At 69.8% G+C, this 25,896-nt stretch carries 27 protein-coding genes and 2 pseudogenes; 15 read left to right on the forward strand and 14 right to left on the reverse strand.

What is annotated here, in order from left to right; genetic code table 11:
* Positions 1 to 22: 22 nt before the first annotated feature.
* From AB0H42_RS19950 to AB0H42_RS19970, 5 genes are all read left to right on the forward strand, one after another.
* Positions 23 to 1,000 carry an ornithine cyclodeaminase gene (locus tag AB0H42_RS19950; RefSeq protein ID WP_357057753.1) on the forward strand — a complete coding sequence of 326 codons (978 nt, stop codon included), beginning with the start codon at positions 23 to 25 and terminating at the stop codon, positions 998 to 1,000.
* A complete protein-coding gene (locus tag AB0H42_RS19955) occupies positions 991 to 2,337 on the forward strand; it encodes an alanine racemase (protein ID WP_357057755.1) in 1,347 nt (448 codons plus the stop codon). The genes AB0H42_RS19950 and AB0H42_RS19955 overlap by 10 nt, the downstream gene beginning before the upstream one ends.
* Positions 2,334 to 3,404, forward strand: a complete 1,071-nt coding sequence (locus tag AB0H42_RS19960) for a cysteine synthase family protein (RefSeq protein WP_357057757.1) — start codon at positions 2,334 to 2,336, stop codon at positions 3,402 to 3,404. Before AB0H42_RS19955 ends, AB0H42_RS19960 begins: the two co-directional genes overlap by 4 nt.
* A gap of 7 nt (positions 3,405 to 3,411) precedes the next feature.
* Positions 3,412 to 4,815: an MATE family efflux transporter gene (locus tag AB0H42_RS19965; RefSeq protein WP_357057759.1), complete on the forward strand. Its 1,404-nt coding sequence runs from the start codon at positions 3,412 to 3,414 to the stop codon at positions 4,813 to 4,815.
* A gap of 159 nt (positions 4,816 to 4,974) precedes the next feature.
* Entirely contained in the window at positions 4,975 to 5,643 is a 669-nt protein-coding gene (locus AB0H42_RS19970; RefSeq protein WP_357057760.1) for a hypothetical protein, read from the forward strand.
* A 19-nt stretch (positions 5,644 to 5,662) separates the two neighbouring features.
* On the opposite strand, the gene AB0H42_RS19975 is transcribed toward AB0H42_RS19970, so the two are convergent.
* A complete protein-coding gene (locus AB0H42_RS19975) occupies positions 5,663 to 5,896 on the reverse strand; it encodes a hypothetical protein (RefSeq protein ID WP_357057762.1) in 234 nt (77 codons plus the stop codon).
* An 18-nt stretch (positions 5,897 to 5,914) separates the two neighbouring features.
* On the opposite strand from AB0H42_RS19975, the gene AB0H42_RS19980 reads away from it, so the two are divergent.
* Entirely contained in the window at positions 5,915 to 6,571 is a 657-nt protein-coding gene (locus AB0H42_RS19980) for a hypothetical protein (protein ID WP_357057764.1), read from the forward strand.
* A gap of 43 nt (positions 6,572 to 6,614) precedes the next feature.
* Here AB0H42_RS19980 and AB0H42_RS19985 read toward each other — a convergent pair whose 3' ends face one another.
* Positions 6,615 to 6,941: an Lsr2 family protein gene (locus tag AB0H42_RS19985; protein WP_357057766.1), complete on the reverse strand. Its 327-nt coding sequence runs from the start codon at positions 6,939 to 6,941 to the stop codon at positions 6,615 to 6,617.
* A gap of 290 nt (positions 6,942 to 7,231) precedes the next feature.
* Positions 7,232 to 7,606, reverse strand: a complete 375-nt coding sequence (locus AB0H42_RS19990; protein WP_357057768.1) for a hypothetical protein — start codon at positions 7,604 to 7,606, stop codon at positions 7,232 to 7,234.
* Between the two features lie 142 nt (positions 7,607 to 7,748).
* On the opposite strand from AB0H42_RS19990, the pseudogene AB0H42_RS19995 reads away from it, so the two are divergent.
* A pseudogene (locus tag AB0H42_RS19995) lies at positions 7,749 to 7,922 on the forward strand (ADP-ribosylglycohydrolase family protein); the annotation flags it as partial.
* A 113-nt stretch (positions 7,923 to 8,035) separates the two neighbouring features.
* The gene (locus AB0H42_RS20000; RefSeq protein ID WP_357057868.1) at positions 8,036 to 8,623 is read left to right on the forward strand and encodes an ADP-ribosylglycohydrolase family protein; all 588 of its coding nucleotides are present in this window, start codon (positions 8,036 to 8,038) and stop codon (positions 8,621 to 8,623) included.
* An 83-nt stretch (positions 8,624 to 8,706) separates the two neighbouring features.
* Here AB0H42_RS20000 and AB0H42_RS20005 read toward each other — a convergent pair whose 3' ends face one another.
* On the reverse strand, positions 8,707 to 9,060 hold the full coding sequence (locus AB0H42_RS20005; RefSeq protein WP_357057869.1) for a UBP-type zinc finger domain-containing protein: 354 nt from the start codon (positions 9,058 to 9,060) through the stop codon (positions 8,707 to 8,709).
* 431 nt (positions 9,061 to 9,491) lie between these two features.
* Here AB0H42_RS20005 and AB0H42_RS20010 point away from each other — a divergent pair, with 431 nt between their 5' ends.
* Complete coding sequence (locus tag AB0H42_RS20010; protein ID WP_357057770.1) at positions 9,492 to 10,865, forward strand: cytochrome P450; 1,374 nt, start codon at positions 9,492 to 9,494, stop codon at positions 10,863 to 10,865.
* Positions 10,866 to 10,915: 50 nt separating this feature from the next.
* Here AB0H42_RS20010 and AB0H42_RS20015 read toward each other — a convergent pair whose 3' ends face one another.
* Complete coding sequence (locus tag AB0H42_RS20015; protein WP_357057872.1) at positions 10,916 to 11,323, reverse strand: four-helix bundle copper-binding protein; 408 nt, start codon at positions 11,321 to 11,323, stop codon at positions 10,916 to 10,918.
* A 117-nt stretch (positions 11,324 to 11,440) separates the two neighbouring features.
* Positions 11,441 to 12,388, reverse strand: a complete 948-nt coding sequence (locus AB0H42_RS20020) for an AraC family transcriptional regulator (RefSeq protein WP_357057772.1) — start codon at positions 12,386 to 12,388, stop codon at positions 11,441 to 11,443.
* Positions 12,389 to 12,852: 464 nt separating this feature from the next.
* Here AB0H42_RS20020 and AB0H42_RS20025 point away from each other — a divergent pair, with 464 nt between their 5' ends.
* Positions 12,853 to 13,674 carry a SigB/SigF/SigG family RNA polymerase sigma factor gene (locus AB0H42_RS20025; protein ID WP_357057774.1) on the forward strand — a complete coding sequence of 274 codons (822 nt, stop codon included), beginning with the start codon at positions 12,853 to 12,855 and terminating at the stop codon, positions 13,672 to 13,674.
* 104 nt (positions 13,675 to 13,778) lie between these two features.
* On the opposite strand, the gene AB0H42_RS20030 is transcribed toward AB0H42_RS20025, so the two are convergent.
* From AB0H42_RS20030 to AB0H42_RS20045, 4 genes and pseudogenes are all read right to left on the reverse strand, one after another.
* Positions 13,779 to 14,366, reverse strand: coding sequence for a helix-turn-helix domain-containing protein (locus AB0H42_RS20030; RefSeq protein WP_357057776.1), 588 nt, complete (start codon positions 14,364 to 14,366; stop codon positions 13,779 to 13,781).
* A 296-nt stretch (positions 14,367 to 14,662) separates the two neighbouring features.
* Entirely contained in the window at positions 14,663 to 15,841 is a 1,179-nt protein-coding gene (locus tag AB0H42_RS20035) for a hydroxylase (RefSeq protein WP_357057778.1), read from the reverse strand.
* 165 nt (positions 15,842 to 16,006) lie between these two features.
* A complete protein-coding gene (locus AB0H42_RS20040; RefSeq protein WP_357057780.1) occupies positions 16,007 to 16,849 on the reverse strand; it encodes an IclR family transcriptional regulator in 843 nt (280 codons plus the stop codon).
* A 192-nt stretch (positions 16,850 to 17,041) separates the two neighbouring features.
* A pseudogene (locus AB0H42_RS20045) lies at positions 17,042 to 17,296 on the reverse strand (SDR family oxidoreductase); the annotation flags it as partial.
* 140 nt (positions 17,297 to 17,436) lie between these two features.
* On the opposite strand from AB0H42_RS20045, the gene AB0H42_RS20050 reads away from it, so the two are divergent.
* Positions 17,437 to 19,101, forward strand: coding sequence for a class I adenylate-forming enzyme family protein (locus tag AB0H42_RS20050; protein WP_357057782.1), 1,665 nt, complete (start codon positions 17,437 to 17,439; stop codon positions 19,099 to 19,101).
* On the opposite strand, the gene AB0H42_RS20055 is transcribed toward AB0H42_RS20050, so the two are convergent.
* Positions 19,091 to 19,711: a TetR family transcriptional regulator gene (locus AB0H42_RS20055; RefSeq protein WP_357057784.1), complete on the reverse strand. Its 621-nt coding sequence runs from the start codon at positions 19,709 to 19,711 to the stop codon at positions 19,091 to 19,093. The two genes, AB0H42_RS20050 and AB0H42_RS20055, sit on opposite strands and share 11 nt — an antisense overlap.
* 271 nt (positions 19,712 to 19,982) lie before the next feature.
* On the opposite strand from AB0H42_RS20055, the gene AB0H42_RS20060 reads away from it, so the two are divergent.
* The gene (locus AB0H42_RS20060) at positions 19,983 to 20,825 is read left to right on the forward strand and encodes a mycofactocin-coupled SDR family oxidoreductase (RefSeq protein ID WP_357057786.1); all 843 of its coding nucleotides are present in this window, start codon (positions 19,983 to 19,985) and stop codon (positions 20,823 to 20,825) included.
* Positions 20,826 to 20,911: 86 nt separating this feature from the next.
* Here AB0H42_RS20060 and AB0H42_RS20065 read toward each other — a convergent pair whose 3' ends face one another.
* The 3 genes from AB0H42_RS20065 to AB0H42_RS20075 all read right to left on the reverse strand — a co-directional run bounded on the left by AB0H42_RS20065 (position 20,912) and on the right by AB0H42_RS20075 (position 23,430).
* Entirely contained in the window at positions 20,912 to 21,733 is an 822-nt protein-coding gene (locus AB0H42_RS20065) for an SDR family oxidoreductase (protein WP_357057788.1), read from the reverse strand.
* A 52-nt stretch (positions 21,734 to 21,785) separates the two neighbouring features.
* Positions 21,786 to 22,529, reverse strand: coding sequence for a hypothetical protein (locus AB0H42_RS20070; protein WP_357057790.1), 744 nt, complete (start codon positions 22,527 to 22,529; stop codon positions 21,786 to 21,788).
* A gap of 265 nt (positions 22,530 to 22,794) precedes the next feature.
* On the reverse strand, positions 22,795 to 23,430 hold the full coding sequence (locus AB0H42_RS20075) for a TetR family transcriptional regulator (RefSeq protein ID WP_357057792.1): 636 nt from the start codon (positions 23,428 to 23,430) through the stop codon (positions 22,795 to 22,797).
* 62 nt (positions 23,431 to 23,492) lie between these two features.
* Between AB0H42_RS20075 and AB0H42_RS20080 the strand changes: the two genes are divergently transcribed.
* The 3 genes from AB0H42_RS20080 (at position 23,493) to AB0H42_RS20090 (ending at position 25,690) form a co-directional block, all read left to right on the forward strand.
* Positions 23,493 to 24,440 (forward strand): TIGR03564 family F420-dependent LLM class oxidoreductase, encoded by a 948-nt coding sequence (locus tag AB0H42_RS20080; RefSeq protein WP_357057794.1) that lies wholly within the window; start codon positions 23,493 to 23,495, stop codon positions 24,438 to 24,440.
* An 84-nt stretch (positions 24,441 to 24,524) separates the two neighbouring features.
* Positions 24,525 to 25,466, forward strand: a complete 942-nt coding sequence (locus AB0H42_RS20085; protein WP_357057796.1) for an alpha/beta hydrolase — start codon at positions 24,525 to 24,527, stop codon at positions 25,464 to 25,466.
* Positions 25,439 to 25,690: a hypothetical protein gene (locus AB0H42_RS20090; protein ID WP_357057798.1), complete on the forward strand. Its 252-nt coding sequence runs from the start codon at positions 25,439 to 25,441 to the stop codon at positions 25,688 to 25,690. Before AB0H42_RS20085 ends, AB0H42_RS20090 begins: the two co-directional genes overlap by 28 nt.
* Positions 25,691 to 25,896 lie beyond the last annotated feature (206 nt).

Raw genomic sequence — 25,896 nt, forward strand, 5'->3', positions numbered from 1 at the left:
AATCACACGACATCGGAGTTCCATGAGCAACGCCCTGCACATTCTGACCCGTACCGATCTCGCCGATATCGATATCACCCCGGACGAGGTGATCGAACTCGTCGAGGAGGGATATTCGGCCTTCGCCCGCGGTGAATCACGCTGTCCGGTCAAACTCATGATGTCGCTACCGGATACCGAGCGCGACGCGGTCTCCTATTCCATGCTCGGCTATGACGGTTCACTCGAGCATCTCGGCTTCAAGACCTCCTACCGTCAGGGCAGCACCAGCGCGGAGAAGTACTACACGACCATCAGCCTCTACGACGACACCACCGGCCTGCCGTTCGCGCTGATGGACTGCCAGCGGGTCGGTGCCGCGCGCACACCGGCCACCACCGCGATCACCGCGAAACACGCCGCACGCGACGGCGCGACGAGCGCCCTCATGATCGGCACCGGGATCCAGGGCCGCAATACGCTCCCCTACCTGCTCACCGCGTTGCCGGGGCTGGAACGACTGCGCCTGTACGGCACCCACCCCGACGGCATCGCCGAGAGCCGCGCGGCGCTGCGGCGCTGGTTCCCGGACCGGGAACTCGAACTGGTCGACGATGTGCCCGCGGCGGTCGCCGAATCCGACATCGTGGTGGTGGCCTCCGGGCGCGCCGCGCACCCGAAGGTACGCACCGAATGGCTGCGGCCGGGTGGCCTGCTGATCTCGGTGGCCAGTAAGGGAGTCGAGAGCGGCGCCCTGCGGGCCGCGGATTACACGATCGCGACCAGCGCCGGCCAGCTGGGCGTCACCGGCACCCGGCTGGCGGGCGCGGACGGCCAACTGGTCATCGACGCCGAACTCCCCGAGATCGTGGCGGGCCGGACCCGGGGCCGGCGGGGCGCGGACGACCGGGTGTTCGCCTTCTCCAGCGGGATGATCATTACCGATATCCCGGTGGCGCACGCCCTGGCGACCCGGGCCGTGGCGGCCGGTCGCGGGCAGCAGGTGCGGTTGTGGACCTGACCGTGACGGCCGCGCTCCCGGCCCTGCCCGCGATCGAACCCGGCTGGCAGCGCGCGCTGCGGGCCGACCGGGACCTGCTCTTCGATATCCACCACGCGATCGGTGGACCGTTCCATGTGGTCCATCCCCCGCGATTCGCGGCCAATCTGCGCGCTTTCCAGGACGTGCTGGCCCGGCACGAAGTGCGCGGTCAGGTGTATTACGGCAAGAAGGCCAACAAGGCCGGATGCTGGCTCACGGTCGCGGCCGACCTCGACGCCGGGGTCGACGTCGCCTCCGAACCAGAACTCGTCCACGCGTTGGCCCACGGTGTGCGCGGGCGCGATATCGGTGTGACGGGCGCGGCGAAAAGCGATGCGCTGCTGCGGCTGGCGGCCCGTCACGGCTGTCTGGTCGCCATCGACGCGCTGGACGAACTCGAACGCGCCGCGGAGATCGCCCGCACGGCGGGCCGGTTGCGGATCCTGTTGCGCCGGTTGCCGCCGGGCGCGCCGCACAGCCGCTTCGGTTCATCGGATGCCGACCTCGAGCGCGCCCTCGACCGGTGCGCGGAACTGCGTGACCACCTCGAACTCACCGGGTTCTCGTTCCACCTCGACGGTTACGCGGTCGCGCCGCGCGCCGAACTGGCCCACGACACGATCGAGTGGTGTGCCCGGGCGCGGGCGCGGGGGCTTCCGGCCACCGCGATCTCGATCGGTGGTGGTTTCGCCTGCCGCTACCTGCGGGACGAGGATTGGGCCGCCTTCACCCGCGACCGGCGCGACGACTGGTTCCATGCGGGCCGACAGTTCGAGAAGTTCTATCCCTACGCGCAGCACCCGACCGGTGCGGCCATGCTCGACGCCGTACTGTCCGAGCAGTTCCGGGGCCGGACCCTGGCCGAACGGTTGCGTGCCGCCGATATCGCGCTGCTGCTGGAACCCGGGCGCGCGCTGCTCATCGACGCGGGCTTCACCGTATTCCCGGTCCTCGGATTCAAACAGAACGCCGACTACGGCATCACGACCGCGCACGGGCTGAGCATGAGCGTTTCGGAGCAGTGGAAGGGAAGTGAGTTCCTGCCCGATCCGGTCCTGATCCCGCGTACCGCCGATCCGGAAGCCCGGCCGGTGGCCTCCTGTGTGGGCGGGGCCAGCTGTATGGAGTACGACGTGCTCACCTGGCGCAAGGTGGTCCTCACCCAACGACCGCGGCCCGGCGATCTGCTGCTGTACCCGAACACCGCCGGCTATCAGATGGACAAGAACGAGAGCGAGTTCCACCAGCTTCCGCTTCCGCCGAAGATCGTGGTGACCGGCGCGGAGGAGCGATGGCAGTGGAGACTCGACCGGTGACCGCCACACTGCCGGTCGGGGGCGAGAACGTCGTGCGCCGCGCCTCCGACCTGATCGGTGCCACTCCCCTGCTCGAACTCGTGCGTACCGGGTCCGGCAGCAGGCTGCTGCTCAAACTCGAACAGTTCAACCCGACCGGTTCGGCGAAGGTGCGGATGGCCCGGGAGATGGTGTTGGCGGCCGAACGCAACGGCGATCTCGCCCCCGGCGGCCATATCGTGGAACCCACCTCCGGTAACACCGGCACCGGTCTGGCACTCATCGCCCTCGAACGCGGCTACGCCTTCACCGCGGTCGTCGACGGCCACGCCGCGACGGACAAACTCCGTGCCATGCGGGCTCTGGGAGCGCAGCTGGTAACCGTCGACGGCGACGGCAACGACCGGCCCAGCAGCGTGCAGCGACGGCAGATCGCCGCCGAGATCGCCGCCGCCACCGGGGCCTACCGGCCCGACCAGCACAACAATCCGTACAACAACGCCGGCTACCGCGAGCTCGCCGGCGAACTGCGCAAGGACCTGGCGACCGATATCGACTACCTGATCGGCGCCGTAGGCACCGGCGGATCGCTGTGCGGCACCGTGGAGGAGCTGCGCCGGCTGGGTTCGCGGGTGTACGCCATCGGTGTGGAGCCGGTGGGCTCCATCATCTTCGGCGGCGAACCGGGCGCCTACTGGCAGACCGGTGCGGGCAGCCCGGCCGACTTCCCGGTGGGCGGCAATGTGCGCTACGACCTGATCGACGAGGACTGCCGCGTCGGCGATATCGACGCCTTCGCCACGGCCCGGGTGGTCGCGCGGCGCACCGGCGTCCTGATCGGCGGCACCGCGGGCGCGGCCGTCCACGTGGCACTGCGCCGGCTGGTCCGGCTGCCACCGGGCAGCACCGTGGTGGTACTGGTGTGCGATGCGGGCGAGAAGTATCTCGACACCGTGTACGACGAGGACTGGCTCACCGCGCGCGGCCTCTACGACCGGGCCGCTCAGCAGCGCATCGTGCGGCTCTGCCGCGCCTACGACGAATCGGTGCGGCTGGCGGCCCTCGATCTCCGGCGACAGGGAGCGTGAGGAACCGATGACGTTTCGATGGCAGCCCTATCGGGCGATCCTGGCGCTCGCCGCCCCGATCGCCGGAATCCAGCTCGCCCAGGTAGCGCTCACCACGGTCGATCTGGCCATGATGGGATTTCTCGGCGTCGCGGCCGTCGCGGCGGGTGGGCTCGCGCTGCTGCTGTACAACCAGTTGCGCACCATGTGCGTGGGTATGGTCACCGGCGTCGGGAATCTCATCGCGGCGGCGGCCGGACGAGGTGAGAAGCGCACCGGCAGCGCGGAACTCGACGACGCGGCGCGGACCGAGATTCACGGGTATCTGCGCGCCGCGCTGTTCGTCGCCACCGTGACCTCCGCGGCCGGTACGCTCGCGCTGGTCGCCCTCGGCTACGCCCTGCGCTGGATGGGGCAGGACGCCGCAGTGCTCGAGCTGGCCCGCCCGATCATCTGGACGCTGGCGCCCGGTCTGGTGCCGATGCTGTGGCTGAACGTCCTACGGCAGTTCGCGGTGGGAATGCGCCGGGCGGGGTCGCTGCTGCGGGTCACGCTGTGGTCGGTCGGGGTGAACGCCCTGCTGGACGCGCTGTTCGTCTTCGGCTGGTTCGGCGTACCCACACTGGGACTCGCGGGGATCGGGCTGGCCACCACCCTGGTCCAGTGCTGGACCTTCGCCGCCTATCTGCGCAGTGTCCGGCGTGATCCGGTGCTCGGCGCCCTGCTGTCGCTGCGCGCCTGGCAGGCCGACCGGGCCACCGTGGTGCGTATCGTGCGCATGGGGACACCGATCGCGCTGACCTACGGCGCGGAAGCGGCGATCACCTCGATCGCCACCGTCCTGATGGGCGGATTCGGCGCGGTCGCGCTGGCCGCGAGCAATATCGTGAACCAGCTCGCCTATATCGTCTACCAGGTCAATATCGGCTTGTCGCAGGGCTCGTCGATTCTGGTGAGCCGCACCGTGGGCCAGGGCGACCGGGACGCGGTGGCCGCCATCGCGCGCCGCACGTTCACCATCGGCTTCACCTTCATGACGGCGGTCGGCCTGCTCTACGTGCTGGCGCCGCATCTCGTGCTCGCGCCGTTCCTCGGCTCGCACCGCGACGACACCGCGGTGATCGCCGCCGCCTCCACCCTGCTGTGGTTCGCCATCATCCAGCAGTACTGCAAGGGTTCGCAGAATCTGTGTATCGGCCTGCTCCGCGGTATCGGGAACACGAAGGCCGGTATGCAGAGCACCCTCATCGGATACTTCGCGCTCGGCGTACCCGCGATGGCGGTGTTCGGTATCGCGCTCGGCTGGCACGGGCCCGGTATCTGGCTCGGCCTGTGCCTGGGTTTCGGAACGACGGCCGTCCTGGTCCAGCGGAAGTTCCGGCGCGGGCTCCGGGACAGTGCGCAGGGCGGACACCTGGCCGCCCGGACCTGACCTTGCCCCCACCGACTCGAGACCGGCGGCGGCTCGGCCTCGAACGGGCCACCGCCTGAACCTCCCCGCGGCGCCCGGCACCGTCCGGCCGAACCGATGCGGCCCCACCGGTCAAACCGCGGGCGACGAGGTGTCGGGGCGAATCGATAGTCTGCCGGAATGGTCAGACCCGATCCGGCACTGCGGCGCCTGCTGCGCGAAACAGGAAAGTTGCTACAGCCGTATGGTTTTCACGGCACCGATGCCCCCTGGGTGCGGGTCGAGCCGGAGGGCGTCGCGTCCGTCGGCCGCACCCGGGTGTCGCGGACCTGGGCCGACGGTCAGCAGGTCCTGCGCTTCGGCCTGCATCTGGACGCCACGCCGCGGGCCTGGTGGGAATTCGGCAACTGGCGCAACGAACGGCTGGGTCTGGCCCCGGTCCCGCTGGAGGAGGCCACCGGCCCCGACCTGATCGACGACCACGGCCTGCCCGCGGAACTCACCCGGCCGTGGTCGCTGCGGGTCGATCCGGAGCAACCGGGCGGCCACGCACTACAGACCGATCTCGACACCATCCGCGCCGAACTTCCCCGCCGGGTCCACGCCTACGCGCGCCGGGCGATCCAGCTCGCCGACCCCGACCGCTACCTGACCGAACTCCTGGCGCAACCCGGTGACCGGATCGGCACCCGGGAGGCGATCGTCGTCCTGCTCGCCGACCGCGGCCCCGGTCCGGACCTCGACATGGCGATCCACCGCCTGCGGTCCTGCTTCGCCGATCGCACGGCGTCGGAGTTCGCGGAGGAGGTCATCACCTACGCGCAGACCCGGGCCGCCACCGTCGTCTGAAGGTGGCCGCGCGCGGACGTCAGCGGCGGAAGAGCCGGCGTACCCGGGCGCGGGCCCGGGCGGCGCGTGATTCCGGTTCCGGGATCTCGACCGCCTGCTCGGCGGCCACCGCCTGCGCGAACCGGGCATGCAACTGCTCGCGGACCTCGTCCGGAGTGTAGGCGCGACGGCGGCGTTCGGCGCGCACCACCACCACACCGGTGGCCACCACACCGGCCGCTCCCGCCAAACCCAATACCTTCCACCACCTCATAACGCATAGGCTACGTCCATGGCGGGTGTGGATCTCGATCTCGACCGGGCTGTCGAGGTCACCAGGACAGGCGATATCTGGTTGTTCCGTGGACATTCCACGGCCGATCGGATGATCAGGATGACGACGAACAGTCCGGTCAACCATGTGGGCATGTCGGTGGTGATCGACGATCTTCCCGCGCTGATCTGGCACGCCGAACTCGGCCGGTCGCTACCCGATATGTGGTCGGGCACCGCGCACCGCGGCGCTCAATTGCACAATCTGCGCGACGCGGTGCTGACCTGGGCCAACCGCTACGGTCAGCAGGCATGGCTGCGCCAGCTCGAACCACCCGCGACCCGGGAGATGGAGGACGGCGTGCTGCGCACGGTGGCGCGACTCGACGGCACCCCGTTCCCGTCCACCGCCGCCCTGGCCGGGCGCTGGTTCCGCGGCCGGGTCCGGCTGCCGCGCCGCCGCTCCCGCCCGCCGGCCGCCCGCGAAGTGGAGAACGCCTATTGCGCGGAGATCGTGGCGGCCACCTATCAGGCGATGGGGCTGCTCCCGGATACCCGCAGCCCCGACTGGTACGACCCCGGCCGATTCTGGAGCGGGGACCGCCTGCGGCTCAGTGGCGGCCGTACGCTCAGCGGCGAGATCGCCGTCCACGCCCCGCCCGAGCCGGCGAACTGATCGCCGGCCGGAGGCTGCCACGGTTTACCGTGGCGCCCGGGCGTCAGCCGGCGGCGCGCTGATACGCCTCCAGCACGACACCGGGGATACGGCCGCGATCGGGTACCTCGTGCCCGTTGCGCCGAGCCCACTCCCGCACCGCCTTCGCCGGTTGCGGACGGTCCGGAATCTGACCTTTCGCCCGGCGCTGTTTGCCGACTCTGCGGGCGAACGGCACCCATTTGTCCAGTGCCGCGCGGAATTCCCGCGCGTTCTCCTCGGAGAGGTCGATTTCGTACAGCAGTCCGTCGACTCCGAACGACACCGTTTCCGCCGCGACGGATTCGCCATCCAGATCATCGACAATTGTGACAATTACCCTGCGCGCCACACCCACATCCCTTCACTCACTACACCACCGGCCGACCCGGCACGCGACACCGTACTGGCACCAACCTCGGATCTCGCCTCAGAAACGCTGAGAAACCAATGAGAAAGAGGCACTTGGACTCTCGTCCGACATCGCCGGAGCGCGGGAGCGACTCCGTCAGGGTGGCCCTGCGGCCCCGGAAAGGCTTCGGCGCTGCCGTGTCCGGGAGTGCCCCGACTCCGGCGGCGAAGCCTCCACCTCGGCATACAGCGCCGTCAGGGGTGTGCCGACGGCGCTGCGCGCGGCACCGATCAGGTCACCTGCGTCCGGCCGCATCCCGGCGGCGGTGATTCCCGCAGGAATCGGAGCATCCGCTCGGCGGCCTCGCGCGCGCTGTGCCCGTCCCATACAGCGGGAACCCGCCGTTCCGGGATCCGGAACAGTCCCCAGTGCCGCATCCGGTAGTGGTTGGCGATCTGCCCGGTCGGCAAGGTCGCGTACACGACGAACCAGCCACCGCCGAAACAGAGTTCACCGTCGCTGTGCCGGATGCTCTTGTGCACGTCGTATCGGCCACCGCGCGCCCATTCGTTGAATACGAGCGCGTTGTACAACATCCGATAGTGATACAGCTCGGCGAACGTGTGGACGCCGTCGCTGGTGTTCTCGTCCGCCTTGCCGTGCACGCCGCCTCCAGGTCGCTCACTGTGGTGGTGATCGGACGAGTACCCGATCCGGCTACCATTCGACGCGATGCACATCGACTCGATGCTCGATTCGCTGGACGGCTTGTCCGTGGGGGATGCGCTGGGCCGGCAGTTCCCGGTCATGCGCCGGTCCATCGACGACCTCCGGGCTGGTGAGCTGCCCACCGAGCGGCCCTGTGCGTGGACCGACGACACCGAAATGGCCTACAGCGTGGTCGCCGAACTCCTGCGCAACGGCGCGATCGACCAGGATCGGCTCGCCACCGCTTTCGCGCGCCGGTTCCGGCCGCACCGCGACTACGGGTTCAACACGGTCGGGGTGCTGCGCCGGATCGGCGCCGGTAACCCTGGCGGGACGCGGCCGGAGAGTTGTTCGAGCACCAGGGATCTCGCGGTATTGGGGCGGCCATGCCGGTCGCTCCGCTGGGCGCCTGCTTCGCGGGCGATCCGCAACGGATCGTCACCGAGGCCGCCCGATCGGCGGAGGTCACGCATACCCACCCGGAGGGTATCGCCGTCGCGGTGGCGCTGGCCGCCGGCCTGGCCGCCCACACGCGGCGGACCGGTGTCCGGCCCACCCCGGCGGAGTTCGTCACCGCCGTTCTCGACCGGCCGGCCGAGAGCGAGACCCGGCTGATCCACCGGGCCCGGTCGATGCTGGGTGTCTCCGCGGCGGAGGCCGCGCCCGAACTCGGCAACGGCTCGCTGGTCACCGCGCAGAATACGGTGCCGTTCACGGTATGGGTGGCGGCGACCACCCTCGACGACTACCCGGCCGCGATCACCACCTGTATCGCGGCGGACGGCGATATCGACACCACCAGCTCCATCACCGGCGGTATCGTCGCCGCCCACACCGGCACCGGCACCGGCCGGGCCGGTGCGGTGCCACGGCAGTGGCTCACCACGCGGGAACCGCTGCCCCGCTGGTTCGACCCGGAACGCCGGCCGATGGGGCTCGCCCGCGTGCGCCGCTGGTTGCCCGGCGGCTCGTGACGGACCGGCGAGCGCACATGTTCATCGACTGTCGCCGATCGAATTTCGCGGCTCGTCAGCACAGGCGGGGCCGACCGGCGATCTCAGTGGATATGGTCCTGCCAGTCCGCCGGTACTCGATCTCGCGGCCCGGGCACGGTCTGCGAGCTCGGATGATCCCGCGGCGGCGCAAGTTCCGGGCCGGCCCCGTACATCTCCCCGGACCGGTAGTCCCAGAACCAGTCCTCGCCCGGTTCGTAACTCTGCACGAACGGGTGCCCGGTCGCGGTGAAGTGCGCGGTGGCGTGCCGGGCGGGAGACGAATCGCAGCAGCCGATATGACCGCACTGGGCACAGCGCCGCAGATGCACCCACCAGCCCTGCGCCTGTTCGCATTCGACACACCCCGGGCCGCTGGGCGGCACGGCCGGGTCGATGCCCTCGATGGCCTGAGACATCATGTACCTCCGCAAATGCCGATGGGGACGGTTGTCGCGCCGCACGCGGACCGGTAGCGGGAACTCGGACGCCGCCCCGCCACGACCGGAACCCTACCGCGTCCGCGGGGCCCGATCGCCGCACACGCGGACAGATCATCCGAGGTCGAGGGAAGCGGACGCCAGAGCGAGGGTGGCGACCGTATCGACCCACGCGATCTTGCCGCGCCGGGGACGCGCCCACCCACCCGGCACATATCCGTCCCAGGAACCGATGGCCGAGAGCGGCCCGCGGCCGCGCCGGCCGTAGTGGACCGCCGGGCACCGGTCACACAAATACGCACCGGATTTTGCCCCGGCATAGGCGCGGCCCTGTTCCGTTTCACCGGCCCGCACCCGGGTACGCGCCCGACGCCGGCAGTCACCGGCCACGGCAACGGGAGGAGAGCGGCATGGCGGATGTGCACGGACACCGGCTCACCGGAATCCGGGCGGCCACCACCCTGGTGGATCTGGGCTTCCCGGCGATCGCCGCGGGGGTGATCGCGCGCCGCCGGCCGATGCTCGGACTGCTGGAACGTCTCCGTGCCGACGAACGCGCGATCGAGCGGATCCGCGCCCTGCGCGCGGAGTTCGGCGGCGGACCGGTCGAATTGGTGGTGCCCGGCCGCCGGATCGTCGTGGTTCTCGACCCCGAGGATGTCGGCCGCGTACTCGACGAAGCGCCCACCCCGTTCGACCCGGCGAATCGGGAGAAACGAGCCGCGCTGGGACAGTTCCAGCCGCACGGCGTGCTGGTGTCGCAGGGACCGGTCCGCGAACGGCGGCGCGCGGTGAACGAGGCGGCACTCGACACCGGCGCACCCCTGCACCGGCTCGCGACACCGTTCGCGGCAAAGGTTGCCGATGAGGCACAGGATCTGCTCACCCGCGCCCGCGGGCGCGGGGTGCTGGACGCCGGAACGTTCACGGCGGCGTGGTGGCGGCTGGTACGGCGGATCACGCTCGGTGAGCGGGCCCGGCACGACGACGCGATCACCGACGAGTTGTGGCGGCTGCGCTCGGCCGCCAACTGGTCATTCCTGGCACCTCCGCACCGCAAACGCCGCGACCGGTTCCTCACCCGGTTGTACGACTACGTGGAGTCGGCGGAACCGGACAGCCTGGCGGGCGCGCTGGCCGCGGTACCCGCTGCCGGAGCGATCGACCCGGTGGGCCAGATGCCGCAGTGGTTGTTCGCTTTCGACGCCGCCGGGATAGCGCTCTCGCGGACCCTGGCCCTGCTGGCCGACCATCCGGACCAGCGGGCGCGGGCCCGCGCCGAAGCCGCGGACCCCGGCACCGCCGGACTGCGGCCCTACCTTCGCGCCTGTGTGCTCGAGTCGATCCGGTTGTGGCCCACCACTCCGGTCATCCTGCGCGATACCACCGAGTGGACCCGGTGGCGGTCCGGCTCGGCGGAGTTCGCGCTGGAGCCCGGGGCGGCACTGGTGATCGTGGCTCCGGCCTTCCATCGCGATCGCGACACGCTACCGTTCGCCGACCGGTTCGTACCCGAGATCTGGCTGGACGGGCGCGCACAGGAGTATCCGCAACTGGTGCCGTTCAGCGCCGGCCCCGCCGAATGCCCGGGACGGAATCTGGTTCTGTTCGTCACCAGCGCACTGCTGGCGCATCTGGTGTCCGGGCCCGAACTACGCGTGCGGTCGCATCCGCCGCTCAGCCCTGCCGCACCGCTGCCCGCCACCCTGAACAACTATGGGCTCGAGTTCACGGTCGTGCCCGGCGCCGAAGCCCCGAGAGTCGCGGACGCCGCGCCGCGATGAGCACGGCCACAGCGGCCCTCCGGCTCGTCCCGGGCGGTCGCCCCGCCCGGTCAGCCGAGCGTCGCGAGCAGGTTCCGGCAGGCCTGTTCGCAGCGACGGCAGGCCTCGGCGCACACCGCACAGTGCTCGTGCATGCCGGCATGCCGCAGGCATTCCTCCCGGCACGCCGCGCAGGCGGCGGCGCAGGCCTCGAGCAGTGGCCGTGTCGATGCGGTGCGGCCGCCGGTGTGCCGGGTGAGCACGCGACCGGTGGTGTCGCAGATCTCGGCACAGTCCAGGTCGGTGCGGATACAGGCGACCAGGTCGGCGACCGGGGCTTCACTGAGGCAGGAGTCCGCGCACGCCGTGCACACCTGCGCGCACGAAGAACATTCCTCGATACACCGGGTCAGGGCGGTGCGGTCGATCCCGTCCAGGTCGTGGGGGTACAGGTCCAGCATTTCGGCCGCATGGGTCATGGTGCGCTCCTCGGTCCGGTCGTCGGATTTCCCCGGCGTGCTACCCAGCGACCGGGCGGGCACACCTCCGCCGGCCAGCCGGCCCCCGGCGAAGTACCGCAGATTGCGGCGCCGGGCTCAGGCGTACAGAACCTCCGAGGGCGGGCGTCCGTAGTGATGGCGGTAGGCGATCGCGAAGCGGCCCGGGTGGGCGAAACCCCACCGGTGGGCGATGGTCGCGACGGTCCGGCCGTCCCCGGCCACGGCGGCGCGCAAGTCGTCGTGCGCGCCGGCCAGCCGCAGCCTGCGCAGGTACCGCAGCGGTGTCGTGCCGAGATGACGCCGGAAGGCCAGCTGCAAGGCGCGCGGCGTCACGAACGCCGCGGCCGCCACCTCCGTGATCGTCACATCCTCGTGCAGATGCGATTCGAGGTAGGCCACCGCACGGCGCACCGTCTCCGGGTGGGCGTCGCGGCGGTCGGCGGCCGCGGCATCGGTCACCGCCGTGGTCGGCATGGTGGCGAGCACGGTCGCGGCGAGATAGTCGGCACCGGTCGCGGCGAGCAGTGGACTGTCCGCGGTGGCGGGGTCGGTGGCGACCCGTTGCAGGTGGGTGATCACCGCCGTCAGCTGCCGGTTCGCCGCCTGGCTCACCGCCCGGTGGCCACTGAGCCGGACGGGGTCCGCCGGATCGGCGGTGGTCGCGAGACGGTCCAGCAGCTCCGGGTCGAACATGGTGATGTCGTAGCGCGCGGAGCGGACCACCCCGGAAAACGGCAGATCGTGCGGGGTGAGCAGGCCGGAGTCGCCGGGGGTGAAGGTGTCGCGGCCCGCACCGGAATAATCCTCCTCGATCGCCCCGGAATGCACCGTCACCAGACAGACCTTGTTCAGCGGCTCGGCGTCGTAGGCCATATCGAATCCCAGGTCCAGCCGGTCGAGACTGACCGTGCCGAGCACGTCGCGTCGGATGCGGGTGCGCACCCCGCGCGGGCTGTCGTTGCCGATCTGCATCTGGGTGTAGGCGTCGTTGAGGAATGCCTCGGTCGCACCGAGGTCCTCGCTGTCGAACGCCAGACTCTGCATGTACAGCCTCTCGTCGGGTCGAACGCACCATCGTGGTCGCACAAGTGGAACGATGGCCGTTCTCTTCTACGACACCATGTGTACTCGCCCGGATCAAACCGGTCGACGAACGCCGTGGCCCCGACGACCCGCCGATTCTCGACGGGCGGCTCCGGGGAGAAGCCCGCACCACGCAGGACCGCCACACACCGAGCCGAACGGCTGACGCGGTGCCGGTCGTGCTGTCGCCCCCGGACGGGACGCCCGAAGAGGTCCAGTATCCGCGACCGGAGCCGCCCGCATGATCGGAGCGACCGGCCGACCGCCTGTGCTATCCGGAAAACGAAGCACATCGACCTCTGAGATTCAGAAAACGAAGAAGACGGGCCGATCTTGATTGCTTACCCCGCGAGGCGGTAGCCGGGGATCGTATCGCCCTCCGACGGCGCCGATCGAGGCGGAGGCAACGGAAAGCGAGGTTCTCGATGACGACAGTGGCCGCATACGACTCCCCCACCACCGCGCGGCGGGCCAGCCGCGGTACCGACAGCTACGACGGGATCGAGCCGCTCTTGGAGCAGCTCGCGGCGATGGACATCGACGACCCCGGGCGCCCGGAGTTGCGTGAGGAGATCATGCGCCGCTGCCTGCCGCTCGCCGATCACATCGCGCGCCGGTTCACCGGCCGCGGCGAGACCTATGACGATCTGCACCAGATCGCCTCCTTGGGCCTGGTGCTGGCGGTGGACCGTTACGACGCCACCCGGGGCGCCAACTTCCTGGCTTTCGCGGTACCCACCATCATGGGCGAGGTCCGCCGCCATTTCCGCGACCACACCTGGGCGGTCCGCGTGCCGCGGCGGCTGAAGGAAACCCAGCTCGCCCTCGGTCCCACCATCGAACGCCTCAGCCAGGAGCTCGGCCGCACACCGACCGCGCTCGATATCGCCGTGGCGATGAATCTCGACCTCAACGAGGTCACCCAGGCGCTGTTGGCCGGTAATGCCTATCGCACCGATTCGCTGGACGCCTCGGTGGAGCAGAGCGACAACAGCGGGACGGCGGCGAAGAGCGCCGACACACTCGGCGACGAGGATCCGTCCTACGAGCTCACCGAGAACGCGCTGACCATCGCGCCCCTGCTGCGGGACCTACCGGCCCGCGACCAGCGGGTGCTGCATATGCGATTCTTCGAGAACCGCACCCAGGCCCAGATCGCGGACGAACTGAACGTCTCCCAGATGCAGATTTCGCGCATCCTGTCGCGGACGCTGGCGCTCCTGCGCGACCGCGCCCTGCGTGACTGACCGCCCGGCGGTCGCGGACGGCACTGCTCCGGCCGAGCCTTGCGGGGCGAATCGACTCGCGATGCCCGGCCGGAGCATCGGTCATCGGTGACGACGAACAGTTCTCACTTCGCGGGCAACGCGTACTGCCCCATGAGACCCTCGACGAACGCCCGCAACTCGGCATGCCCCTGCCGAACCCCCACCGCCCCTTCGTTGCCGAGGATGCGCGCCGCGCCGGTGAGCAGCATCGAGACCACGACGGGCGGGAATCGCTCCAGATCGACACCGTGCGCACGCAGTACGAGGGTCACGGCCGCGGTCTCGATATCCCGGACCCGCTCGGCATACGCCTTGAGTTCGACACCGACCGCCTTGCGATGGTTGGCCAGCGCCATGAACTCGGTGTTCAACTGGGTGAACCGGTCGTCGGTATTGATCTCCCACAGCGCCTGGAGCGGGTCGGCGGCGGTGAGCGCCTGCCGCATCCGCTCCAGCGCACGCTCGGCGCCTGCCCGCATCACGGCGACGAACAGCTCGTCCATCGTGGGAAAGTAGTAGTAGACCAGCGCGGATCTCACTCCGGCCCGGGCCGCGACCCGGCGCGATGTGGCCGCGGCGTACCCCTCTTCACGGATGATCTGAGCGGTCGCCTCCATGAGCCGGAGCCGCGTTCCGGCCTCATCGGTCCTGGTCGAACGTTTCGTGGCCATTCAGCGACACCACCCGGACGCGTTCCCGAGAAGCGTGTTCGCGCGCGCCGCCACATTCCTCGACCGGCCGAAACGGCACATGGTAGGCATGGCGCACCTTAACATTTGATCGCTCGATCAAATTCGGCGCTTCCGGATCACCGGTCCCGCACCGATATCTTCCGGTATCGACACCCGCCCCACCGGCGGCCGGCAGCTCGCCCGAGCAACAGGACTGTTCGCCGGGGCATGTCGGTGATCAGGCACATGCCCTCGGTGAGCAGCGTCGTCGCTCGGCCGAAATCGATCGATCGTTTTCAGATCATCGAGCGGTGCATGCCCTGCGGTTCCCCACCCAGCTGCGTCAACGCCGAGGCGTGGAAGATGGAGCCGGGCACATGGATCGCGTGCGCCAGTCCGGCGTGCGCGTCCCGGAAGAACCGCTGCATGGGGAACCGGTAGTGCAGCGCCCCGCCCCCGGACCTGGCGAAGATCTCGTCCACCGCGCGGACCGCGCGCCATGCCGCCGCGGTCTGGGTGCGCCGTCCGATCGCGCGTTCCTCGAAGCCGATCTCCCGGCCCTGCTCCGTACTGTCCCAGCACCGGTCGACGTTCTCGAGCAGCGCCGCCCGGGAGGCGGCGATTTCGGCGGCCGCCTCCTCGATCGCGAACAGGACGTACGGGTCTTCCTTGATCGGGATACCGGTCACCGCGACCCGCTCTCGCTGGGCGGCGATATGGCAGGCCAGCGCGCCCTCGGCGATACCGATCACGGCGGAGGTGATACCCAGCGGGAACATGCAGGAGAAGGGCATCCGGTACAGAGTTTCGGTGCGGCCCGCACGGCGCACCGCGGTACCGTCCATCACCGCCGCGGCCGACAGTGTGCGATAGGCGGGAACGAATGCGTTCCGCACGATCAGGTCCTTGGATCCCGTACCGCGCAACCAGATCACATCCCAGGAATCCGCGACGATCTCGTAGTCGGACCGGGGCAGAATCACGTGCAACGAATCCGGCGGCAGCGCCGGCTTCCCGGCGGCAGCGCCGACCAGCGCACCCAGGAACGCCCACTGGCAGTGGTCGGTCCCGGAGGAGAACGACCAGCGTCCGTTGAGCAGGTAGCCGCCGTCGACCGGGGTCGCCACGCCCATCGGCGCGTACGGTGACGCGACCCAGGTGTCCGGATCGGCGCCCCAGATCTCCTCCTGCACCCGGGGATCGGCGAAGGCGAGCTCCCACGGGTGCACGCCGACGATCCCCGTGACCCAGCCCGCCGCCCCGTCCATCGCGGCGATGGCCATGGTGGTCTCCGCGAATTCCCGGGGATGGCATTCGAGTCCGCCGTACGTTTTCGGCTGCAGCATCCGTATCGCACCGGATTCGCGGAGTCGGCGCGCCGAGGTGTCGGCGAGGCGCATGAGTCTGTCGCCTTCGGTTCCCGCGGCGCGGATTTCTTCCGCGTACTGCTCGATCCGGTCCGTTACCTGACCCATGATTCCAACTTCCTGTTCGATATCCCGCGGCCGTGCGGTGCGGGCGGCCGCGGTGCCGCGGAGACGCCGTACACCCACGTCTTCCCGTCGCCGAGGCTGCCAGCCGTTTCGCTGTTCTGTCGCAGCGCTTTCCGATGAGCGAGACGATCACCGGAGTCCGGTGGCTCAGTGCGAGCCCAGCGCCTGCAGCGGTCGAACGCCTGTGGTCGGCTCCGTCCGGTCACCCGGGCCGGGGAACAGGGTGCGCGAAATCTCGCGGGACAGGTTCATCACCAGTGGCGCGGCCCGGTCGAGCCGCGCGGTGCGCGCGTCGCCGCACAGTGAGACCGCGGCGACCGGACCGGCATCACCGCGTACCACGGCACCGACACAGACCACCCCGGGCGCCGATTCGCAGTCGTCGAAGGCCAGCCCGCCGCGCAGCCGGATGCGGCTGAGCTCGTGGTGCAGGGTCGCGCGCGCGGCGATCGTCTTGCCGGTGCGGCGGGGCAGCGCCGGGCGGTAGAGGCGGTCGACCGACTCCGGTTCCAAAGCCGCCAGGATCGCTTTTCCACCGGCCGTCGAATAGGCCGGGGCGGATCCGCCCACCCGGGAGGGCAGCCGGGCGGCGAACCGCCCGCCGACCTTGTCGAGGTAGACGGTGTCGCCACCGTCGAGCACCGTCAGGTGCACCACCAGACCGGTCCGCAGGTGCAGTTCGTGCAGCAGCGGGGCCGCCGCCGCCCGGATCCGGTCGTGCCCGTCACCGCCGAGACCGCGTGCGCGACGGCCGAGCGCGTAACCGAGGGAGGTGTGCTCGACCCAACCGGCCTCGGTGAGCTGGTGCAGGATGCGGTAGACGGTGGAGCGCGGCAACCGCGCTCGCCGCGCGACCTCCTCGAGGGACAGCCGCGAGCTCCGATTGTCGAACGCATCCAGGATCCGGGTCATCCGCTCGACCATGGACAGCGGCAGATCCGGCTTGCCGATCTGCTCGGCAGTGCCGTTCCCCGAATCAATGATGGTCATCGACTTCTCCAAAAGAGCTGTTCAGAAGCCTTTCATAGGCAAAAACTGAAATTGATTCTCGCATCACAGTAACACTCGTCGGCTCCCGCGGAGCGGAAACGACGAGTTCCCCGCGAGCACAGCTCATGACTTGGCCCGGACGAGTCCCGGCGGCCACCGCGCGTACCTCTCCCCGTGCATCTGCCCGCGTCCTCAGGACCAGCGCGCCTGCCCTTCGTCCAGCGGAATCGTCGCCCCGGTCAGGTAGCCCGCGTCCGGTCCCACCAGGAACGCGACCGCGCGGCCGATATCGTTCTCACAGTCACCGATCCGGCCCAGCGTGATGGTGGCGACGAATTCGGCCGCCTCCTCGGGATTGTGTTCGGTCCACCATTTCGAGCCCGGTGACAGCGCGTGCGGGGCGACCGCGTTCACCCGGATGCCGTCCCGGCCCCATTCGCTGGCGGCGCACGGTGCCGCGGACGCTGGCCGCGCCGCGGTTTCGACCGCGGACGGTGGTCTCGCTCAGTGGCAACGACCGGCGGTCTTTCCGGCGCGCCGTGAGAGGTTGTCAGCCGCTACGCACCGTGAACGAGAGGGTCGCCACCATGACGACACCGGCAGACGCACAGCAGCGCCTCAACGAAGTCATCACGCGGCTGACCGGGCCGGGTGGCCGGTTCGAGATCACCGCGGAAAAGGTGCTCGGCGCCACCATGCCCGTGCTGCGGCAGCGCGGGCGCGCGGTCGGCGACCTGGTGGCCGCGTCCCGGGCCTGGCAGGACCGCGACTACCTGGTGACCGCCGATCGCCGTATCTCCTATGCGCAGCACGCGGATGCCGTCGCCGCGCTGGCCACCGCGTTGCGCGACGAGTACGGCGTAGGCCGGGGCGACCGGGTCGCACTGCTGGGCGCCAACTGTCCCGAATGGGTGACGGCGTTCTGGGCAACGCAGTGCCTGGGCGCCGTCGCCGTCGGAATGAACAGCTGGTGGATGCCTCGGGAGATCGAGTACGGACTCCGGCACAGCCGCCCACGGGTGCTGATCGTCGATGCCAAACGTGCCGCTCTCCTGGCCGATACCGATACCGCGGAGATCTCCGTACTCACTGTCGAGGACGACGTCCCCCGGCTCGTCGCGGCCCACTCCGGCGCCGAACTGCCCCGGCCCGAGGTCGACGAGGACGATCCGGCGGTCATCCTCTACACCAGCGGAACCAGCGGCCGGCCCAAAGGCGCGCTGCATTCCCAGCGCAACCTGCTCGCGGTCGTCGACTACCACCGCTTCTCCGATGCCATGACGGCGGCGTTCACCGGACGCGCCTACTCCGACACCGAGCCGAGCCCGCTGCGCTATCTGCTGACCTCACCGCTGTTCCATATCGCCAGCCTGCACAACCTGGTGGTGCCACGGCTGGCGACCGGGAGCACCGTGGTGATGTACCAGGGTGCGTTCGCCGCGGATACGGTGCTGGGACTGATCGAACGGGAACGGGTCACGAACTGGGGCGCGGTGCCGACCATGGCCGCACGTCTGCGCGAGCACGGCGATATCGACAACTACGATCTCTCGTCGCTGACGGCATTCGCGCTCGCCTCGGCCCCGTCGTCGATCGCACTCAAGGACCGGCTGCGGCAGCGGTTCCCGTTCGCCCGCGACGCCCTGGTCGACAGCTACGGGCTCACCGAATGCAGTACCGCCGTAGCGGTCGCCACGACCGCCGAGCTCGAGCAGTACCCCGGTACGCTCGGCCGGCCGATTCTCACGGTATCGGTGGAGATCCGTGACCCGTTCGGAGAGCGTGTCCCCGACGGCACCGAGGGCGAGGTGTGCGTGCGCAGCCCCTTCGTCATGCTCGGCTACTGGGCGGACGAGGCGGCCACCGCCGCCGCGATCACCCCGGACCGCTGGTTACGCACCGGCGATTTCGGCGTCCTCGAGGAGGGCCGGCTGCGGTTGACCGGCCGCCGCTCGGATCTGATCCTGCGTGGCGGCGAGAACGTCTACCCCACCGAGATCGAGCAGTGCCTGGACGAACATCCCGCCGTCGCGGAGTGCGCCGTCGTGGGTGTCCCGCACGAGGATCTGGGGCAGGAGGTGGCAGCGATCGTCGTGGTACGCCCGGGTGCGACCGTCGACGAGGCGCAACTGCACGAATACGCCGCCGCGCGGCTGTCGTATTACAAAGTGCCCAGCCGCTGGCGGATCACCACCGACCCGCTGCCGCGTAACGCGACCGGGAAGGTGATCCGGCGCGGTCTCACCGCCTGAACGACTCCGGCCACTCCGCGAGCAGCAGATCACACGCCATCCGCAGGTCCGCTTCGGCGTCGGCGATGGTGATCCGGCCGTTGAGACACGACTGGATGATGCCGAAGACCGAATGGATCAGTACCCGCAGCAGCCGGGCATCCCGTTCGGTCACCTGCTCGATCCCGGCGGCGTCGTACAGCAGGTGCCGGAAATTGCGGTCCACCCCGGCCGTATCCGGCACCGCGGACGCCCGGGCCGCGCTGTTGGACTGGATCATCGCGGTGGCCAGCAGCGGTCGGCCCAGCAGTACCCGAACCACCTGGAGCAACCTGTCGTGGACCGCGTCCCGGGCGCTCTGTTCCGGGTCGGGCCGCCGGACGTATTTCGCGCGCATCCGGTCGATCTGATCGAGCATGACCGCCACGAACAGATGAGTTTTGGACGGGAAGTACCGGTACAGGGTGGCGACCGCGACACCCGCGAGTTTGGCCACCTCGTGCATCTGGACGCGGTCGAGTTCCTTGTCGGTGGCCAGCGTCGCGGCGGCGTCGAGAATCCGGCCCACCCGGGCACGCTGCTCGGTGGAACTCGGTGCCGCGGCATCGCGCGTCTCGGCGATCCTCGGCATAACTCCCCTTCCTCGTCCTACCGCCCGGTATCCGTCCCGCGGCACCGGCCGCCCGAGACCGGCAGCGGACTTCTTTCTCGGGTGGGACCGCCGCCGCGGAATCGACGCTACCGACCCGGCACCGCCGCCCGGCGGGCGAGGTCTCGGCCAGTGAGAGCGCCGGCCGCGGCGCCGGCCGCGCACCCCTACCGTGAGCGCCGCGGACCGCGCGCAGGTCGTGGCCGAACCCACTGCTGTGCGCGGGTCGCGCACGCACCCGAGGAGGACATCGATGGCACAGGAATTCCAGGGCAGGGTCGCGCTGGTGACCGGCGCCGCCCGCGGTCAGGGGCGCGCGCACGCACTCGCGTTCGCCGAGCGCGGTGCCGATATCGTTCTGTGTGATCGTTGCGAGGACAGTGCCGCCCTGGACTATCCGCTCGGCACCCGCGCCGACCTCGCGCATACCGCGGAACTGGTCACCGCGCTGGGCCGGCGGTGTGTGAGCGTGCGGGCCGATACCACCGACCGGGCCGCGATGGACGAGCTGGTGCGGCACGCCGAAGTCGAGCTCGGATCGGTGGATATCGCGGTCGCCAACGCGGGGGTGACCGGGGTCGCGCCGATCGGTGAACACAGCACCGAGCTCTGGCACGAAGTGATCGGCAGCAACCTCACCGGGGTGTTCAATACGCTGGCCGCGGTCACCCCGGGCATGATCGCCCGCAAGTACGGCCGCATCATCACCACCTCGTCGATGATGGGACGCGGCGCGAGCCCCGCCATGGCCTCCTATGTGGCCTCCAAATGGGGTGTGATCGGCCTGACCAAATCGCTGGCGATGGAACTCGCCCCGCACGGCATCACGGTGAATTCCGTGGCCCCGGGCAATATCGCCACCCCCATGGTGCAGAACGACGCCATGTACCGCCGGTTCCGGCCCGACCTCGCCGATCCCGCCTGGGCGGACGTAGCGCCGGTCCTCGCCGGGCTGACCCACCTGCTGCCCGTCGCGGCCCTGGAACCGGAAGAGGTCTCCCGGGTCGTGCTCTTCCTCGCCGCCGAGGCGAGTGCCCACCTCACCGGCATGGTCTTCCCGGTGGACGCCGGAGCCGGCGCGAAGGGCAACGCCTGAGCCGCTCGGACCGCGCGGCCGCCAGATAGCCGAACCGACTCCCCGCGGAGGCGCGCCCCGACCGGGCCGGCCACGGGGATGCACGGTCAGAAGCGGGACCGCCGGAAACCGCCCTCGGAGTCGAGCACCTGCCCGACCACCCAGCGGCCCGCATCGGAGACCAGCCATTCGATCAGCCGGGCCGGGTCGTCGGGCCGGCCGGCCCGGCCGCGCGGGAAGGCGGAGTGCACCTGTTCGACGAATTCCGCGGGCAGGTCCGTGGTATCCGGGGCGAGGAAGCCCGTATCGACCGGGCCGGGGTTGACGGTGTTGAGCACGATGCCGCGGTCGATCAATTCGTCGGCGACCGTCGCCGTCATGCCCGCCAGCACCGATTTCGCCGAGCCGTAAGCGATTTCGGCGCGCATCGGCGCCAGGTGCTGGCCGGAGGTCATCCAGATCACCCGGCCGCGATCGGCGACCTCGCCACCATCGGGCCGGAACCGCCGCGCGAATGCCTGGGTGAGCAGCAGCACCGAGCGGGCGTCCACGGCCCAGTGCGCGTCCAGCATCGCGGCGTCGGTATCGAGCAGGGTCCCGTCTCCGCCGCTGCGGGCGTGATTGGCGATCAGGATGTCCACGTGCCCGAATTCGGCGACCGCGGCGTCCACGACCTCCGCCGGCGCGGCGGGGTCGGCGAAATCGACACTGTGGTCCACTACCTGTGGCGCGGCGGACAATCCCCGGCGGATCGCGTCGATATCGTCGGCGCCCCAGGGCTGTTCCTCGTCGTGGGGCCGCCAATGGGTCAGGTAGAGCGCTGCGCCCCGGTCGGCCGGCCGCCGGGCGATCGCGTAGCCGATCCCGGCCCGGCGTCCCACTCCGGTCACCACGGCTACTCGTCCGGTGAGATCTCGTTCGGCGTGCATCACCGGCCATTGCACTATCCACCGGCCGTCGACACAACTGATTTCCGGTGATTCAGCGGCCGAACACCGTGTTCAGTACCTCCGCCGCGGCCCGGTTCAGCGGCGCCAGTACCCGCCGGTTCAGGAATCCGAGCGGGCGCACGACGACGAAGTCCCATACCGCCGCGAGCGCGCGCAGCATCGGGCGCAGCACCATCCGATAGACGAAGACACACGGCACCACGACCAGCACCCGCACCACCGCAGTTGCCCCACGCCAACCGTAGGACACGATCGTCGCGAGGAGTAACGCGCACGGCCGCAACACCCGGCGCCACAGCTGCCGCAGCGGCCACACCACACACCACCTCCACAGCCACTCCGCGGTCAACGCGATTACGGCCAGCACCGGTCGCAGGACCCAGCGCCACAGCAGTTCGAGCCCGGGTAGCAGCAGCCGCCGCCAGAGCCAGCGTTCGATCGCGTGCCGCAGCGGCCGCAGCAGCCAGTCCATCAGCAGCGCCCCCAACGGCGTGAGCACCATGCCCCACAGCACATGCTGGAGCGCCCACCCCCACACCACATCCTTGACGAACAGCCACAGCGGCCGCACCACCCAGTACCAGAGGAACCGGCCCACCGGCACCAGCAGTCGTTCCAGTACGTAGACGCCCGCCGCGACGACCGCCCGCCCGCACAGCTTCACCGCTTCCCAGAGCAACCGCACCGGTACCAGCAGCACCATCGCCAGGGCCCGCGCGACCCATTCGCCGATCGACACCCGTGGCCGGGGTTCCCGTGGATCTGTCGAAGACATCGAATCCTCCTCCCGCCCGGAATCATCGCACCCCGGAGGACCCACCGTTAACGGTTGGTTCCCTTGGGCCGTGGCCAGAGTGCAGACCTGCGGGGCCGGCGCGACGAGGTCCCGGCGACGGCCGCACTCGGGACCGGCTCACGCCCGAACCGGGCCGTCGGCGACACTGCGGTGGATGCGCGGGCCGCCGAGGCCGCTCGGGACCATGTTCGCTCGGATGCTGTTCATCGGGCCGGGGCAGGGGCGGAAAGGCAAGGTTCGCGCCTCAATCCGCGGTCGGAACCATCCGCGCGCACCCTTCGGCGAGCAGTTCGAAGGCGCGGTCGGCCTCGGCGATCGCGACCGGATGCCGCTGTGCCGCGCTGCGCCCGGCAGCCATCTCGCGCCAGTTGGCCTCGCACAGGTTGCGGCGCACCGCGGTGATCGCGCTCGCGGCCAATCGCGCATCCAGATCATCGGGCGGGCCGAGGGTTACGGCGAGTGCGATCTCGCCGCCGCCGAGGAAGTGGGCGAGCCGCGCGGTGAGCGCCGGAGTGTCCAGCACCAATCGGTAGCAGCCCACCACTTCGGGTGTGTCACACAGGCCCGTGGCGGGTTCGTGGTTGTCCAGGCCGGTGCGAAACGCCGCGTGGAGCGCGTCCAGTGGTGTCTGCCCCCTCGCCCGATCCCGTACCACTCGCGCCGCATCGTCGATGTGATCGGCGAATCGGTGTACGACGAGGTCCTCTTTGGACGGGAAGTACTGGAAGAGGGTGCGTTTGGACACCTCTGCGGCCGTCGCGATGTCCACCACCGATACCGCATCGAACCCGTCGGCCAGGAACAACCGGAGGGCGGCATCGGAGATGGCCGCGCGCGTTCGACGCTTCTTGCGCTCGCGGAGGCCCGGCTCGGGGTTCATACCGGACAGCCTAGCCGAAAGGTAGACCTGGTAAATAAGTAAACTTGGTATACATTTGCGATATGCGAATCGGCGTTGCCCTGCCCACCGACTACTACAAACAACTCACTCCCGGCGTGAATCCTGTCGAATACCTGCTCGATCAGGCCCGCAAGCTCGCCGAACTCGGCGTCTCCGCGGTGTGGCTGACCCAACGTTTCGACTACGACGCATTGGCGGTCGCCGCGCTGATCGGCCGGGAACTTCCCGGTACCACGGTCGGTACCGCGATCGTGCCCATCCACCCGCGCCACCCCAGCGCGCTGGCCATGCAGGCGCAGACAGCGCAGGCGGCCGGTGGCGGCCGATTCGAACTCGGCCTGGGCCTATCCCTGCCGGAGATCGCCGCCGGCTACGGCAATACCCACCCGCGCATCCGATACCTGCGCGAATACCTCACCGCCCTCCGCGAACTGCTGTACACCGGTGCGGTCGACCACACCGGCGAGACGCTGGTGGCCAGGTCGCCGACCCGCAGCACCATGCCGGCCCTCCACTCCCCGGTGCCCATACTGCTGGCCGCCTCCGGCCCGCTGACGCTGCGGGTCGCGGCCGAACTCGCCGACGGAGCCCTCCCGCTCCTCACCGGGCCGAAGACACTGGCGGACTTCACCATTCCCACACTCGCCCGACGAGCCGCGGCAGCCGGCCGGACGATGCCCCGGGTACTCGGCATGGTGGGTGGCGTGATGACAGCCGATGTAGCAGGCGCACGCGAGCGAGCGGCGCAGCAGATGGACAGATACGGCAAGATACCCGCATACCGGGCGCTTCTGGATCGCGAGAACATCACCGACCCTGCCGAACTGGCTGTGATCGGCGACGAGCAGGCCATGGCCGACGCGGTGGCCCGCTACGCCGAAGCCGGCGCCGACGAGCTGATCTTCGCCCTCACCGCCCTCGGTTCGGCACGGGACGAGGAGCGAACCTGGGCGTTGCTCGGCGAGCTGAGCAGGTCCGGCGGCCACTGAACACCCACTTCAGACCCCGGCTCGGTTTGCGGCTTCGAAAAACTATTGGCGCCGACCGCCGAGGTACCGGCGATCATGGTCGGCATGGACGTGCCGAATGTGGAAGATCCCGCCCGGACAGGGGAAACGACGTTGCGAGATGGGCGCCGATCGGCGTGGGCCGAGTGGGGCCCGGTGGAGGGCCGCCCGGTTCTCTTCTGTCCCGGGGCAGGGTGGGGGCGTTGGCTAGGGTTCGGCTCCGGAGCGCTGGCCGAATTGGGCGTCCGGCTGGTCTCGGTGGAGCGTCCGGGCTCGGGGGAATCCACCGGGATGCCGGGGCGCACACTGCTGGATTGGGCCGACGATATCGGACAGTTGGGTTTCGCCGACCTTGCGGTCGTGGGCTTTTCGCAGGGCGCTCCGTTCGCCCTCGCCCTGGCTGCGCGAGGGCTCACTTCTTCGGTGGCGATCGTATCCGGTGGTGACGAACTCGCCTATCCGGGAACAGCTCTGCCGGCGGAGGTCCGGCGGCTGGTCGAGCTGGTGGCCGCCGATCCCGTCGGCGCCGAGCGCGAGTTTGCGCGTTTCGGGAGCGCTGAGACCCTGTGGAAGCTGAGTATCGAGGGTAGCTCCGAGGGCGACCGTGAGGTCTACCTGCGACCGGCTTTCACCCGAGCCATCCGTCGCGCGCTGGATGCCGGCTTCGCGCACGGTTCGGCGGGCTATGCCCGCGATACGGTCCTGCACTTCGCGCGCTGGCCATTCCGAGTCGAGGAGCTCACCGGCCGCGTCCATCTCTGGTATGGCGGGCAAGACGGTAACCCCACCCATTCCCCGGATCACGGCGCCACTCTCGCGCGCCGGATCCCGTACGCAACCCGGCACTACCTGCCCGACAGCGGCGCCGCACTGCTGTGGACACACGCCTACGAAATCCTCGGACAACTTATCGCGCAATCGCCCGAGACCACGGGGTGTCCACCGTCGACCGGTCCCACGGCGGAGACCGCGAGGAGACCGTGCGCCTCAAGCGGGGTGATTTCCTGACGGTGCCGCCCACGGTCCCCCATGCGTTCGCCTCGACTGCCGGGGCCGAGGCGGAACTGCTCGTGGTCTTCACCCCGGGCCTGCACCGGTTCGACTACTACCGGCTGTTGGAGCGGGTTCATCGCGGCGAGGCGAGCGTCGAGGAGATCCGCGCGAGCTCGCAGCGCTACGACAACCACTACGTCGACAGCCCGGTCTGGCGCGACGAGCTCGCCCGAGCCTGATGGCCCGAACTCACCGCAGCAGCCGATAGTTCCATGTCATCGCCGGATAACGGCTTCCCACCGGTACCTCGCGCGGCAGCGGCGTCCGCTGCGGTGTGGTGAGCGGATCGGCTACCTCGAGCCGGTTCGGCCGAAGAGCCGATACGCGCCCGGAACACGATTTATCGTTGGTATCGGGGTTCGGGTTCGCCGCGGCAGGGAGGCCG

The sequence above is a fragment of the Nocardia sp. NPDC050799 genome, from assembly GCF_040654015.1.
GTDB lineage: Bacteria > Actinomycetota > Actinomycetes > Mycobacteriales > Mycobacteriaceae > Nocardia.

Bases quoted from the DNA above. Each gene is read 5' to 3' on its own strand.
- AB0H42_RS19970 (WP_357057760.1), top strand. From the start codon at position 4,975: ATGGTCAGACCCGATCCGGCACTGCGGCGCCTGCTGCGCGAAACAGGA.
- AB0H42_RS20030 (WP_357057776.1), bottom strand. From the start codon at position 14,366: ATGGCCACGAAACGTTCGACCAGGACCGATGAGGCCGGAACGCGGCTC.
- AB0H42_RS19975 (WP_357057762.1), bottom strand. From the start codon at position 5,896: ATGAGGTGGTGGAAGGTATTGGGTTTGGCGGGAGCGGCCGGTGTGGTG.
- AB0H42_RS20075 (WP_357057792.1), bottom strand. From the start codon at position 23,430: ATGAACCCCGAGCCGGGCCTCCGCGAGCGCAAGAAGCGTCGAACGCGC.
- AB0H42_RS20055 (WP_357057784.1), bottom strand. From the start codon at position 19,711: ATGCCGAGGATCGCCGAGACGCGCGATGCCGCGGCACCGAGTTCCACC.
- AB0H42_RS20025 (WP_357057774.1), top strand. From the start codon at position 12,853: ATGACGACAGTGGCCGCATACGACTCCCCCACCACCGCGCGGCGGGCC.
- AB0H42_RS20035 (WP_357057778.1), bottom strand. From the start codon at position 15,841: ATGGGTCAGGTAACGGACCGGATCGAGCAGTACGCGGAAGAAATCCGC.
- AB0H42_RS20040 (WP_357057780.1), bottom strand. From the start codon at position 16,849: ATGACCATCATTGATTCGGGGAACGGCACTGCCGAGCAGATCGGCAAG.
- AB0H42_RS19950 (WP_357057753.1), top strand. From the start codon at position 23: ATGAGCAACGCCCTGCACATTCTGACCCGTACCGATCTCGCCGATATC.
- AB0H42_RS20010 (WP_357057770.1), top strand. From the start codon at position 9,492: ATGGCGGATGTGCACGGACACCGGCTCACCGGAATCCGGGCGGCCACC.
- AB0H42_RS20005 (WP_357057869.1), bottom strand. From the start codon at position 9,060: ATGTCTCAGGCCATCGAGGGCATCGACCCGGCCGTGCCGCCCAGCGGC.
- AB0H42_RS20070 (WP_357057790.1), bottom strand. From the start codon at position 22,529: ATGTCTTCGACAGATCCACGGGAACCCCGGCCACGGGTGTCGATCGGC.
- AB0H42_RS20080 (WP_357057794.1), top strand. From the start codon at position 23,493: ATGCGAATCGGCGTTGCCCTGCCCACCGACTACTACAAACAACTCACT.
- AB0H42_RS20060 (WP_357057786.1), top strand. From the start codon at position 19,983: ATGGCACAGGAATTCCAGGGCAGGGTCGCGCTGGTGACCGGCGCCGCC.
- AB0H42_RS19965 (WP_357057759.1), top strand. From the start codon at position 3,412: ATGACGTTTCGATGGCAGCCCTATCGGGCGATCCTGGCGCTCGCCGCC.
- AB0H42_RS20050 (WP_357057782.1), top strand. From the start codon at position 17,437: ATGACGACACCGGCAGACGCACAGCAGCGCCTCAACGAAGTCATCACG.
- AB0H42_RS20015 (WP_357057872.1), bottom strand. From the start codon at position 11,323: ATGACCCATGCGGCCGAAATGCTGGACCTGTACCCCCACGACCTGGAC.
- AB0H42_RS20020 (WP_357057772.1), bottom strand. From the start codon at position 12,388: ATGCAGAGTCTGGCGTTCGACAGCGAGGACCTCGGTGCGACCGAGGCA.
- AB0H42_RS19980 (WP_357057764.1), top strand. From the start codon at position 5,915: ATGGCGGGTGTGGATCTCGATCTCGACCGGGCTGTCGAGGTCACCAGG.
- AB0H42_RS20000 (WP_357057868.1), top strand. From the start codon at position 8,036: ATGCCGGTCGCTCCGCTGGGCGCCTGCTTCGCGGGCGATCCGCAACGG.
- AB0H42_RS20085 (WP_357057796.1), top strand. From the start codon at position 24,525: ATGGACGTGCCGAATGTGGAAGATCCCGCCCGGACAGGGGAAACGACG.
- AB0H42_RS20065 (WP_357057788.1), bottom strand. From the start codon at position 21,733: ATGCACGCCGAACGAGATCTCACCGGACGAGTAGCCGTGGTGACCGGA.